Genomic DNA, 12,937 nt, shown 5'->3' with positions numbered 1-12,937 from the left:
AGCAGAAACAAAGTATAGCTACTTAGTTTCTGCTTTTTGCATTTCAGCCTTCATTTCGTGGGCATCCCTGAAAAATTTGCGACTCTCGATGTCGTAAATGTTGCCTTTGGCCAGCACATGCATCACCATATTCTCAATAGAGATAGGGCGGCCGGTGCCTGTTTCCTTGATGTTGGTATAGCCTACGTTATGCCCGTCCACTACCACCACTAAATTAGAGCCGATCGTTTCGATCATGTGGCCATCCGTAATTAAAACACCTGTATCTTCGCCTAAGCCAATTCCGATCGTATTCGGGTGTGACACTACTGCTTCCATCAGCCTGCCGAAACGGGCACGTTTCACAAAGTGTGTATCAATAATAACGCTATCCAGCAAGTCTAGGCCCTGGGCAATTTTAACGGCCCCTTTTAATAGCGATTCCGAAGCACTGCCGCCTTTGATCATGATCGTTGACATGGCCATAGCACCTGCGCTGGTACCGGCAAGTATAAAATCCTCGTGCCAGTAACGGTGCCGCATGACATCCAGCAGTTCGGTGTTCATAAAAATGCGCGTGATCCGGGATTGGTCGCCGCCACTAAACATGATGCCGTCCGCGTTTTTTACTCTTTCCAGGTATTCAGGCAGCAAAACATCTTCGTTGTTGCGGATGTGCATCAGGTTAACCTTATCGCAGCCCAGAATCCGGAAAGCACTTAAATAGCGTTCGCCCACTTCTTCCGGAATCATAGAGGCAGTCGTGATCACTTCTATTTGCGGGGTAGCAGCGGGTATTTCCTGCAGAAAACGTTTCAGAATTCCCAGTTCAAAAAAATCGAGGTAGTATTTCTTTTTTGTTTTGGGATTCGGGTAGGTTCCCTTGTCTTCGTTTCCGCCAACTGCAATTAATTTTCCTTTAGGTTTATCCACTGGTAACGCTGTTATTTTGATATGGGCTGTTTTACTCTTTTAGCCGATTTTTCATCAGATATAAAGTATAGCTATAGTAGGGTACCGATTTCAGCTAAAATCGTTTCAGTAAAAGCAATTCACCTACTTCTTTAATAGTTCAACTCTATACTTTGTATTAATAATATTATATATTTAAGTAATCAGTTTGATGTACTGTGTTATTATACTATTAAAAATTATATTTTATAAAACCCCAAATTATCTCGGCCGTATAGATTGACACAAACTTAATAGAAAACCTAAACGCGTAACCTTTCCAAGCTATGAAACTTAACAACCTGAATGATTTGCTTCTTCACGAATTACAAGATATTTACAGTGCAGAACACCAGATTACGAAAGCACTGCCAAAGATGATCGAAGCAACGTCATCAACCAAACTAAAAGCCGCTTTTAAAGACCACCTTCAAATGACAGAAAAGCAGATCGAAAGACTGGAATCTGTGTTTGAAATGATGGGCGAAAAAGCAAAAGCTGAGAAATGCAAAGCGATGGAAGGCATCATTAAAGAAGCAGAATCTATGATGAGCGAGAAAGCTGATAAAAGCGTAATGGATGCTGCCCTTATTGCCAGCGCACAGCGCGTGGAGCATTACGAGATCGCTGCTTACGGTACTGTTTGCACTTATGCCAAGCAACTTGGTTTAAATGATGTAGCCGAGCAATTGCATATCACACTTAACGAAGAAAAAGAAACTGATCTGCTACTTACTGAGATTGCAGAAAATACAGTAAACAAAAAAGCTGAGTAAGTATAACTTACTCCCTACGAAACCTAGAAAGCTCTGTACATTCGCCTGGCTTCCCCAAGCAGGTCAGAAAGTGACAGAGCTTTTTCGTGTTTTATACTTTGCATAAAAAATCCCGGCTTATAGGTTAAGCCGGGATTTTTTATGGTTTATACTTTTATACTTACTATTTCAGCATATCATCTATAGTAACAGTAGACACGGCATGGTAATTTGGCCGGGCCTTGGCGTAAATGGCTAAGGCTTTCTTTTTACCTTCAGGCGTTTGCAGCAGTGCTTTGTAAAGGGGAATCAGGAATTTGCGGCGGCCCACATTTACCAGGAACGTTTCCAGGGCTTTGTCGGCTTTGGTATACTTGTTATTAATGGTATGTAACAGCCAGGCCGCTAAAACTTCAGAGTTGCCGGAGTTTGTAAAGCCAAATGCTGTATCCAGGTCCGTTAACTGTTGCGGCGTCATTTTAGCTGGAAGCAAGCGTATAAAGTGCAGCCATTCGTGGCTCGACCAGTCTTTTGTATCTAGTTGTTTGGCAGGCGTTCCGTTTGCCCAGGAAGTATAAGTAGCAGCTACGGCAGCAAAACGGGTTGATTCCGGCTTCTGCACATCAGCAGGCAAGCCCGGCGAAAACACCCATCCTTCAATATTGATTTTTTCTGCCAATTCCTCATCGCCCTTAATTAACTCTGTTCTCAGGAAATCAAGGAAAAGATCTGTGTTAGTGCTTTTAAAAGCGAAGGTGTTAAAGTATTTGTTTACAAACTGATCGAACTTTTCACGGCCCACGGCACGCTCAATGTTCTGCAGAAAAGCGTTTCCTTTTTCGTAGGCAATGTCCGTCAGGCCTTCATCCGGGTCTCGTCCTTCCAGGTCCAGTTTCAGGCGGGTGTCTTCGTTTTGCCTGCCAATATCATCTAGGGTATGCTGTAGATCCTGGTATCCAAGTACGTTTAGCATGGCTGCATACTCTTTGCCGTAGATTTCTTCCATGATGCGGCGCTCAAAGTATACTGTAAAGCCTTCGTTCAGCCAGAAATCGTTCCAGGTTGCGTTTGTTACCAGGTTGCCGCTCCAACTATGGGCCAGTTCGTGCGCAATCAGGCTGGTAAGCGATCTGTCTTTGGCCAGTACGGTTGGCGTTACAAAGGTCAGGCGCGGGTTTTCCATCCCACCAAACGGGAAGGATGGAGGCAACACCAGCAAATCGTAACGATCCCATCTATACTTGCCATAGATCTTTTCGGCGGCCACCAGCATTTTATCCATCTCAGCAAACTCGTAAGCGGCAGCTTCAATAGTAGCCGGCTCGGCATAAATACCCGTCTGCGGGCCAACTTTACTAAATACTAAATCACCCACCGAGAGCGCCATCAGGTAAGACGGAATAGGCTGCTTCATCTCAAAAGTATAAACTCCTGAACTGTTTTTCTCTTGCGGGTTGCTGGCGCTCATTACGGCAAGCAGTTCTTTGGGCACTTTTACGGTGGCGTTGTAGGTAATCCGGATGCCGGGGCTATCCTGGATCGGAATCCAGGTGCGGGCCAGGATGGCTTGTGATTGCGTGAACAGGAACGGGTATTTTTTGCCGGCAGTCTGCTGCGGGTTCAGCCATTGCAGGGCAGCGGCATCAGCAGACGTTTTATACTGGATGGTTACTGTACGTGTATCAGGCTTAATGTTTACTGTTAAAGGCTGGCCTAAAAAAGTGTTGTTTTCACCTAAAGTAAAAGTTGTCTCTTCTTTGTTATCGCCTAAGTATACTTTCTCGATCTGCAAGCCGCGTACATCAAACACGATCTCATTCGTCTTGGTCAGGTTATCGATCAGGTAAGAGGCAGTGCCTGAAATAGTTTTTGAATTAAAATCAACGGCAATATCCAGGTCCAGGTGTTTGGCTACAGCTTCGGCGGGCCGGGCGTAACTGTGCACATCTGCGGAGGCCGTTTCCAGTGCTTTTTGTTCGGTTGTCATAGTTTCTGAGGTCGAGGTTTTCGTATTGGTTTTAGTAGCGCAGGAGGCCAGTTGCAGGCTTCCGGCCATACTGATGCCCAGTAAGCAACGGTGGTATAGTTTCATAGGTTTTCTGGAATATAAATGGTGTAAGTTAGCTATTTAAGCTGAACCAGAAAAAATCATTCCAAAGGTGCTGCAAAGAGACAGGAGGTATACTTCTCAACAACTGTAAGCAACCCGGCCTGATGTTGAAACACAAATTAATTTCTGAATTCAGGCAACTCTAATTAGGGATAACATTTTACGCTTTATTGTAGTACATAAAGCAGAGATGCCCAAATCTAGCTGACAAGCTGATTTCAATATTAAAAAACTAAGAATCTATTATTTGATTCAAAGACTTTGTACCTGTTGCCTGTATGCAAGTATAGTGCAGCGCCTAAACTTTCGCTATTATATGAACCCTTCATTTTTAAAATACTCCTTCGGGTTGCTGATACCCGTTGCCCTTAGCTTATCGATCAGTGGTTGCAGTAATAAATCAGACTCTGATGAGAAAGGCCTATTTACTAAAGCTGATGAAAAAGAGGTAAAAACAGACAGTCTTTATATCTTAAACTACATAAGCCAGGTTCCTGACTTCAAAAAACAGAAAGAACTCATGTACCTGTTTTACGGAGACCGGGATTACAAACTTGCCTGGTTCAGAGGTGATAACCTGGTGCCGGAAGCAGATAAGTTCTTGGAAGCTGTGAACAATGCCTCCAAAGAAGGACTTGATCCTAAACAGTATAAACTTGTTGACTTTCCGACATTAATTAAACAGTATGAAGAGGCGGACGATTCTGTTAAAATTGAACTTCAGAAAAAGATTGATGTTGGCTTAACCGCTTCCTACTTTCATTATGCTTCCGATTTTTATACCGGCCGTGTAGACCCGAAAGCGGATAATACCATAACATGGGATGTTAAAAAGAATAAGATAAAACTTCATAAAGCCCTGCAAACAATTTTGCGCGAGCGTGAAAGTACCTACCCGTATTATGAGTTTGAGGCCCTGCATGCCGGTTACAGCAAACTGCGCGATAAACTGAAGGAGTATCGTACGCTGGAGCAAAAAGGCGGCTGGCAGAAAGTGGAGTTGGGTAACTTAAAATCGATTAAAAAAGGAGATACCACCCAGGTGGTGCTGGCCTTACGCAAGCGCTTAGACCCTTTTGGCAAGCTTAATGTAAACGACCCTAAAATGCGCCTGTATGATGCCCAGTTAGAAACGCAGGTGAAGAAATTTCAGGCCCTGCATGGTCTGGATACGGACGGCGTTGTAGGCGGTCATACGTTAAAAACCATGAACATTCCGGTTAGCGAGCGCATCCAGCAAATCATGATCAATATGGAACGCTGGCGCTGGATACCGAAACGGATGGTACCTAAAAGCCTGGACCAACGGTATATCTGGGTGAACATTCCGGAATATAAATTATACATTTACGAAGACGAGGATGGCGAGCCGGATGCGGAGCGTGCCTACAAAAAAGTGATGGAGATGCGGGTGATTGTGGGGAAGACCATGAACTCGACACCGATCTTTAGTGATAAGCTGGAGTATGTGGTATTAGCGCCTTACTGGAACGTTCCAAACAGCATTGTTGAAAAGGAAATAAAGCCTAAAATGCTGAACAACCCCGGCTGGCTGGCCAACAACAACATGGAGATTGTTACGAAAGAGAAAGAACCAAAGCCTATTTCAGAATCTTCCATTGATTGGGCTGGCGTAACAGAGAAAAACTTCCCGTATATGGTGCGTGAAAAGCCAGGACCTAAAAACTCGCTGGGCTCCATTAAATTCCTGTTCCCGAATGAGTATGCCGTTTACCTGCACGATACACCTGCGGATGCGCTGTTTGCACAGACTGAGCGTAACTTCAGCCATGGCTGTGTACGCGTAGAGAAGCCCGTAGAGCTTGCCAAATACCTCTTAAAAGGTATGAATGAGTGGGACGAGAGCAGCATCAGAGAAACCATGAATGGTGGGGAAGAAAAATGGATCACGCTGCCTAAGCAAGTACAGGTTTACCTGGTATACTTTACAAGCTGGGTGGATGAGAATGGTGATATCCATTTCCGGGAAGACCTGTATAAGCATGACAAAAAACTGGAGCAGGAATATTTCGGCTAAGACCAGATGCAGTAAAAGTTATTCAAAACTAAATAAAAGCAATGTTGAGAAAGACATTTAAGCTTACAAGCGCAGCAAGTATGATTATACTTGCTGCTTTGGTTTCGTGTGGTTCTGAAAAAGAAATAAACCAAACAGCAGAACTCAAACCTGAAGTGGATTCCACGTCATTGGCAGGCACGCTTAAACAGTTACAGCAGGACGATTCTGTAAAAGCAGTATTGCCTGCACCAACAAAGGAGGCTCTAATGGTATATGCCAGAGGAAACACGCTGCAGGATATTAGCTTTGATAAAGATACTATTCGCTTTAAGGCTGGTTCCGATGCCATCATAACCCTGGTAAACGAAGGCCTGGATATGCCTATGATCCATAACCTGGTGATCACGAAAAAAGGGATGGCTAAAGCTGTGGCGCTGGCAGGTGCTAAGATTGGCTCACCAGGTAACTACATACCAAAAGACTCAGCTGTTATTGCTGCTTCTCCATTAGCATTACCGGGCCAGCGGGTAAAGCTGGAGTTCAAGGTACCAGATAAAAAAGGGCAGTACGACTTTGTTTGCACGTACCCCGAACACTATCAGAAAATGCACGGCATGATGCTGGTAGAATAGTTAAGCCCTTATACTGTAAACAGTTCCTGAAGCTGGCCGGTGCACTACAAATGTACAGGTCAGCTTTTTTATATGCCTATACTTTTGAGTTCGAATTAATACGCCGGAACTACTTTATACTTTCAATTTTAGCCTTGACATCGCTTAAAACACATCATAAAGCAGAAAGTATGCTAAAAGAGCAGGTTCATCTGCCACTTCAACAACGTGTGATAAAGCGCTTAAACGTAGTATTTTACCCTTTTGTGGATAACTCGAGTTATCCACAAAAGGGTAATGTAGCAATGACACAATGTCAGTTAGTGATTTGTGCTCTTTTCAATGTCGAAGATTAGCAGTTATAAAATGTACCCTTGTAACATCAAAAATGCTGATTTGTAACAGGTTAGGATTAATGCAAAGTCGAGTTTACAAATGTATATACATTTGTAAACTATCATAAATTGCTTTTGTTTTAAATTGTAACTTATTGTTTTGCTGTAACTTATATCTAAAGTATGAAATAATATATTTAGTTACAATTGTAAATAGGTAAATTATTGTTTGAAATAAAATTTTACTGTTTACATTTGTTATACATTTGTAAACAATAACTATGGTAGAGAGAATCAGGGAATTAATTACATATAAAAACCTGAGTGCTTCGCAGTTTGCGGATGGCATCGAAATTCCGAGGGCAGTGCTAAGCCATATTATGAGCGGACGCAACAAGCCCAGCCTGGAAGTGATCACGAAAATCCTGCAGGAGCACGATGACATTAGCCTGGAATGGTTGCTGTTAGGCAAAGGGCAGATGCTGAAGAAACTGAATGAGCAGAAGCCTGCAAAAGCTACTCGGGAAGAGGAGTCCAAATCAGAAGCTAAACCCTCTGAGCAGAAGCAACCGCCACAGGAGCAATTCCTGGTTTCCGAATTACTCGCGCAACCTCAAACTGACAGGCAGATCGAAAAGATCATCATCTTCTACAGCGATAAAAAATTCACAGCCTATACACCTGATTAGGAATTAAAAAGTATAAAAGTGCAGATGCTTCAGCGGAAGTCACTGCATTTACTATTGATACTTTTAAACAGCCCTGAACCCGCTATTACAACTTAACTGAAATCTCAGATTTATACTTCACCAGCGCTTGATTGATAAGTATCAGCCTGGGAAATGATCATTGTCATCTTTTGCCGTTGCGGCGGTCTCTACCTTTGTTTTGTACTTATAAAGGAAAATTGAGATGGAAGCCGCACTCCAAACCAATGTTCAGACATGCTACCATTGCGGGGATACCTGCGAGAAAGAGCCCATACTTGCGCACGACAAAGCTTTCTGCTGCGACGGGTGCAAAACTGTTTATGAACTACTAGACGAAAATAACCTCTGCACATACTATAACCTGGAGCAAAATCCGGGCATATCAGGTAAGGAGGCCCTGAACGAATCCCGTTTTGCTTACCTGGATGATGCCGGCGTAGAAGCGCAGCTGGTAAGTTTCAGGAACGACGCTATCTGCAAGCTTACTTTTTATGTGCCCCAGATGCACTGCAGCTCATGTATCTGGCTACTCGAAAACCTCTTTAAACTCAATCCGGGCATTTCCGAATCAACTGTTAACTTCCTGCGAAAGGAGATTTCCTTAACCTACCTGCACGGGCAAACTTCACTCCGTGAGGTAGTAGCTCTGCTGGCCCGTATCGGCTACGAGCCGGAGATAACCCTTGCCGATACGGATGGTAAAAAAACAACCAAACCAAACCGTGAGATCATCTACAAACTAGGCATTGCGGCCTTTTGCTTTGGAAACGTAATGTTACTGGCCTTCCCGGATTACTTTTCGGTGGCCAACAGCCTGCAGCGTACATTCGGGTCGTTTTTTGGTTACCTGAGCCTGATATTGTCGTTGCCTGTTCTGATTTACAGTGCGAGAGGATTCTTTATAACAGCCTACGAAGGCATAAAGCAACGCATGGTAAACATCGATCTGCCGATTGCAATGGGTCTTCAGGCGCTTTTCTTTGTAAGCCTTTACCAGATCGTTACCGAAACCGGCCCGGGCTACCTGGACTCTTTTACGGGGCTCGTGTTCTTTATGCTGATTGGCAAGTACTTTCAGCAACGCACCTACGATACACTTTCTTTCGACCGTGATTATACTTCCTATTTTCCGGTATCTGTTACCTTACTCAAAGAGAACGGGGAAGAGGAAGCTGTTGCTGTACGTAATCTTGAAGTAGGTAACCGTATTCGTATTAGAAATCAGGAGCTTATACCTGCAGATGCCATCCTGCTGAGAGGCACGGCTATGATCGACTACAGCTTCGTTTCCGGCGAATCGGAACCGGTAGAAAAAGTGACCGGCGAAGTGATCTACGCAGGCGGCAGGCAGGTAGGCGAAAGTATAGAACTGGAAGTGGTGAAGGCAGTTTCGCAGGGATATTTAACGCAACTCTGGAATAACACCATCTTCTCCAAAAATGAAAGCCAGAGCGTAGGTACATATGCGAACATCGCGGGCAAATGGTTTATCATCGTGACGCTTATAGTTGCAGCAGGCTCACTTATTTACTGGGTTCCGCGCGATACGGATATGGCGGTGAAAGCTTTTGTATCCGTGTTGATTATTGCCTGCCCGTGTGCCTTGTCGCTGGCAACGCCTTTTGTGCATGGCCACACCGTGCGCGTATTCGGCCGAAACAAGTTTTATCTCAAAAATACATCTGTCGTCGAAACACTGGCCAAAATAGATACTGTTGTTTTTGATAAGACCGGTACTCTAACCGAGCCAAGCGCTGCTGAAGTTTCTTATGTGGGTAAAACGCTGACGCCGGAGCAGGAGCAAAGTATAAAATCTGTTTTAAGCCACTCCACACACCCGCTCAGCCAGCGCATCTTCCAGAGTATAAACAGTGATATAAAATCTGTCGAAAACTTTAAAGAGTTTGCCGGAAAAGGCATAACAGGGGAAGTTGACAACCATGTTTTACTGATTGGTTCTGCCTCTTTTACTGGTATTAAGCCTGTTGGAGATAAAGCGTTACTTAATACCACTGTGTATGTGACCATGGATGGTGTGCTGCTTGGTTATTACACATTCTTTAATGTATACCGCAGCGGTCTGAAACAGATTTTATGTGAACTGGACGACCGAAAGCTGGCCGTGCTCTCCGGGGATAACAGCCATGAAGAAGCCCGCCTGGTGGAGTTGCTCGGTGAGCATGCGGCCCTAAATTTTAACCAGAGCCCTGTACAGAAGCTGGAGTATGTGGAGCAGCTTAAAAACCAGCATCACCAGGTAATGATGGTAGGCGATGGCCTGAACGATGCCGGTGCGTTGCGCCAAAGCGATGTAGGCGTTGCCCTGACGAACAGTATTACAAATTTCTCGCCTTCCTGCGATGCGATCTTGGATGCGACCTCATTTGATAAGCTGGGCCTGTTCCTGCGGTTCTCTAAAACTACCATGCGTATCATACTGGCCACCTTTGCGGTATCGCTGGTGTATAATGTGGTGGGCTTAACGCTTGCCGTACAGGGGCTTTTCTCACCAATCGTTTCCGCTATCCTGATGCCGATCAGCTCGCTCAGTGTCATCATTTTCGCAACACTTTCTGTTAAAATAGCCGCCAAACGCGCCGGTCTATAAATTCATACTATAACATTCTACTTCCATGGTAATAATATTTTTAATGATCGCGGTAAGTGTAACGGTAGCAGGCTGTTTTCTGGGTGCTTTCCTATGGGCTGTTCGGTCCGGCCAATACGACGACGATTACACACCGGCCATCCGGATGCTCTTTGATAATGAAGCCGTTACAGATAAAAAAGAAAAGCCCGCAGAACCTGCCAGCTAGCCGGATTCAGAAAGTTTGAACTCTAAATATAGCCTCGCTGATATCTATCATTTCTGAAACTGACTTTGGTCATCTTTTACGCGGCTGTACTTTTTCAATTTTGCAGAGCTGAATTGATAAAACAAATCGCAACACAACACATCAAACAAATACATCATAATCAAATGGAGGACACCGCACATGTCAACTAATGTAGCCGAAATCGTAGAAAGAGATCCCGACCAGGTCCGACCAAAGACCCTGGGAAAAGGGAGCGCCGAAACATTCTTTTATGATAATAAGATTGTTCGGGATTTTGGAATAGCCACTGTATTCTGGGGAATAGCCGGTATGCTGATAGGCGTAATCATCGCTTTCCAGCTGGCAAACCCGGATGTGAACATGGGTAACCAGTACACCACATTTGGCCGCGTTAGGCCACTGCACACCAATGCCGTTATCTTTGCTTTTGTGGGCAATGCCATCTTTATGGGGGTTTATTACTCGTTGCAGCGCCTCTGCAAAGCCCGCATGTATAATGATATACTCAGTAAAGTACACTTCTGGGGCTGGCAGTTAATTATTGTAGCAGCAGTTATTACCCTTCCGCTAGGTATCACCACATCAAAAGAGTACGCAGAGCTGGAGTGGCCGATTGATATTGCTATTACACTGATCTGGGTTGTTTTTGGCTGGAACATGTTTGGTACTATTGCCAAGCGCCGCGAAAAACACATGTACGTAGCCATCTGGTTCTACATCGCTACCTTCCTGACGGTGGCAGTGCTGCATATTGTAAACTCTTACGAGATTCCGGTTAACTTCTTAAAAAGCTATTCTGGTTACGCCGGCGTACAGGATGCCCTGGTACAGTGGTGGTATGGCCATAATGCGGTAGCGTTCTTCTTAACAACCCCGTTCCTGGGCCTGATGTACTACTTCCTGCCAAAGGCTGCTAACCGTCCGGTTTACTCTTACAGATTATCTATTATCCACTTCTGGTCCCTGATCTTTATTTACATCTGGGCCGGTCCGCACCACTTACTTTATACTTCCTTGCCTGACTGGGCACAATCACTGGGTGTTGCTTTCTCTATCATGCTGATTGCTCCGAGCTGGGGTGGTATGATCAACGGCTTGCTTACACTGCGTGGCTCATGGGATAAAGTACGCGAAGAACCGGTACTGAAGTTCATGGTAGTAGCAATCACGGCTTACGGTATGGCTACGTTCGAAGGCCCGATGCTGTCTTTGAAAAACGTAAACGCTATTGCCCACTTTACAGACTGGATCGTAGCACACGTACACGTAGGTGCACTTGGCTGGAACGGCTTCCTTACTTTTGCGATGCTGTACTGGTTGTTCCCACGCCTGTATAAAACAAAACTACACTCTACGAAACTGGCTAATGCGCACTTTTGGTTAGGCACATTGGGTATCCTTTTCTATGCTATCCCAATGTACTGGGCTGGTTTTACCCAAGGCTTAATGTGGAAACAGTTTACCGCAGAAGGTATGTTGCAATACCCTAACTTCCTGGAAACTGTACTTTCTATTGTGCCGATGTACTACATGCGTGGTATTGGTGGTATCTTCTACCTGGCTGGCGTGTTCCTGATGGTATATAACCTATACAAAACGGCGAAAGCTGGCCAACTGGAAAAAGACGAAAGAGTAGAGGCACCTGCCATGGTAACAGCCCAAAGTCACAACGCTGGCCACTGGCACTCCTGGATCGAAAAACGCCCGATGCAAATGGCTATCTGGGCAACCGTTGCGATACTGATCGGTGGACTGGTAGAGTTTATTCCTGCCTTCGTTATCAAATCTAACGTGCCGACCATCGCCAGCGTGAAGCCTTATACTTCGCTGGAGCTACAGGGCCGTGACTTGTACATCAAAGAGGGTTGTGTGAACTGCCACACCCAAATGGTTCGTCCGTTCAGGTCTGAGACAGAACGCTACGGCGAGTACTCTAAAGCAGGTGAGTTCGTGTATGACCACAACTTCCTGTGGGGATCTAAGCGTACCGGTCCGGATTTGCACCGCATCGGAGGCAAGTACCCGCATAGCTGGCACTACCACCACATGATGGACCCAACCTCCATGTCGCCGGGCTCTATTATGCCAGCCTACCCTTGGTTGTTTGAGCAGGAAGTGGACATGAGCACAACAGAAGATAAACTGAAAGTGCTGAAGCAACTGGGTGTGCCTTACGAGGATGATTACATTGCCAATGCCAACCAGGAACTGATGAAACAGGCCGAAGGGGTAGCTGCAGACTTAGCCAAGCAAGGCATCGAAGTAGCACCAGACAAAGAGATCGTAGCCCTGATCGCTTACCTGCAACGCCTGGGAACCGACATTAAAGTAAAGACTGAAGAATAATTAACCTGACAAAGGACTATTTGACGATAGACAATCTAGCTGAACTCTTTTGTCAAATAGTCCGGAAGTCAAAAAATCAAGATAAAATGTATAAGAACGTTTTACAAGCCATAGACGGCATCGAAATATATCCTTTGATCTCGTTTGGCATCTTTTTCCTGTTCTTCCTGGGGCTGCTGGTATATGTATTTGTGCTGAACAAAAGCTATGTGGAAGAAATGAGCGCCTTCGCCTGCGAAGACAGCGACAACTTAGATACCCATACTTCAGGAGGAAAATAACC

10 protein-coding genes are annotated in these 12,937 nt (G+C 44.9%); 8 read left to right on the top strand and 2 right to left on the bottom strand.

The annotated features are described in order from the left end of the window. Positions 1–18 precede the first annotated feature (18 nt). Entirely contained in the window at positions 19–912 is an 894-nt protein-coding gene (locus DP923_RS08945) for a cyanophycinase (RefSeq protein ID WP_112305474.1), read from the bottom strand. 305 nt (positions 913–1,217) lie between these two features. Here DP923_RS08945 and DP923_RS08940 point away from each other — a divergent pair, with 305 nt between their 5' ends. After that, entirely contained in the window at positions 1,218–1,706 is a 489-nt protein-coding gene (locus DP923_RS08940; RefSeq protein WP_112305473.1) for a YciE/YciF ferroxidase family protein, read from the top strand. Between the two features lie 163 nt (positions 1,707–1,869). Here the strand turns inward: DP923_RS08940 and DP923_RS08935 are convergent, their stop codons facing one another. Continuing rightward, a complete protein-coding gene (locus DP923_RS08935) occupies positions 1,870–3,777 on the bottom strand; it encodes a M1 family metallopeptidase (protein WP_239020979.1) in 1,908 nt (635 codons plus the stop codon). A gap of 334 nt (positions 3,778–4,111) precedes the next feature. On the opposite strand from DP923_RS08935, the gene DP923_RS08930 reads away from it, so the two are divergent. From DP923_RS08930 to DP923_RS08895, 7 genes are all read left to right on the top strand, one after another. Further along, entirely contained in the window at positions 4,112–5,833 is a 1,722-nt protein-coding gene (locus tag DP923_RS08930) for a L,D-transpeptidase family protein (protein ID WP_112305472.1), read from the top strand. Between the two features lie 41 nt (positions 5,834–5,874). Then, the gene (locus DP923_RS08925) at positions 5,875–6,447 is read left to right on the top strand and encodes a plastocyanin/azurin family copper-binding protein (protein WP_112305471.1); all 573 of its coding nucleotides are present in this window, start codon (positions 5,875–5,877) and stop codon (positions 6,445–6,447) included. A gap of 595 nt (positions 6,448–7,042) precedes the next feature. Further along, positions 7,043–7,450, top strand: coding sequence for a helix-turn-helix domain-containing protein (locus DP923_RS08915; RefSeq protein WP_112305469.1), 408 nt, complete (start codon positions 7,043–7,045; stop codon positions 7,448–7,450). Between the two features lie 223 nt (positions 7,451–7,673). Beyond that, positions 7,674–10,079 carry a heavy metal translocating P-type ATPase gene (locus tag DP923_RS08910; RefSeq protein ID WP_112305468.1) on the top strand — a complete coding sequence of 802 codons (2,406 nt, stop codon included), beginning with the start codon at positions 7,674–7,676 and terminating at the stop codon, positions 10,077–10,079. Positions 10,080–10,104: 25 nt separating this feature from the next. Further along, on the top strand, positions 10,105–10,287 hold the full coding sequence (ccoS, locus tag DP923_RS08905) for a cbb3-type cytochrome oxidase assembly protein CcoS (protein WP_112305467.1): 183 nt from the start codon (positions 10,105–10,107) through the stop codon (positions 10,285–10,287). 180 nt (positions 10,288–10,467) lie between these two features. Beyond that, complete coding sequence (ccoN, locus tag DP923_RS08900; protein WP_112305466.1) at positions 10,468–12,654, top strand: cytochrome-c oxidase, cbb3-type subunit I; 2,187 nt, start codon at positions 10,468–10,470, stop codon at positions 12,652–12,654. A gap of 86 nt (positions 12,655–12,740) precedes the next feature. Next, positions 12,741–12,935, top strand: a complete 195-nt coding sequence (locus tag DP923_RS08895; protein WP_112305465.1) for a hypothetical protein — start codon at positions 12,741–12,743, stop codon at positions 12,933–12,935. Positions 12,936–12,937 lie beyond the last annotated feature (2 nt).

Source organism: Pontibacter arcticus (assembly GCF_003284895.1).
In the GTDB taxonomy this organism is placed as follows: Bacteria; Bacteroidota; Bacteroidia; order Cytophagales; family Hymenobacteraceae; genus Pontibacter; species Pontibacter arcticus.
This window is presented reverse-complemented; position numbering and strand designations above follow the sequence as displayed.

Excerpts from the sequence above, each read along its gene's own strand:
- DP923_RS08910 (WP_112305468.1), top strand. The coding sequence starts at position 7,674 with ATGGAAGCCGCACTCCAAACCAATGTTCAGACATGCTACCATTGCGGG.
- DP923_RS08930 (WP_112305472.1), top strand. The coding sequence starts at position 4,112 with ATGAACCCTTCATTTTTAAAATACTCCTTCGGGTTGCTGATACCCGTT.
- ccoS (WP_112305467.1), top strand. The coding sequence starts at position 10,105 with ATGGTAATAATATTTTTAATGATCGCGGTAAGTGTAACGGTAGCAGGC.
- DP923_RS08940 (WP_112305473.1), top strand. The coding sequence starts at position 1,218 with ATGAAACTTAACAACCTGAATGATTTGCTTCTTCACGAATTACAAGAT.
- DP923_RS08925 (WP_112305471.1), top strand. The coding sequence starts at position 5,875 with ATGTTGAGAAAGACATTTAAGCTTACAAGCGCAGCAAGTATGATTATA.
- DP923_RS08915 (WP_112305469.1), top strand. The coding sequence starts at position 7,043 with ATGGTAGAGAGAATCAGGGAATTAATTACATATAAAAACCTGAGTGCT.
- DP923_RS08895 (WP_112305465.1), top strand. The coding sequence starts at position 12,741 with ATGTATAAGAACGTTTTACAAGCCATAGACGGCATCGAAATATATCCT.
- DP923_RS08935 (WP_239020979.1), bottom strand. The coding sequence starts at position 3,777 with ATGAAACTATACCACCGTTGCTTACTGGGCATCAGTATGGCCGGAAGC.
- ccoN (WP_112305466.1), top strand. The coding sequence starts at position 10,468 with ATGTCAACTAATGTAGCCGAAATCGTAGAAAGAGATCCCGACCAGGTC.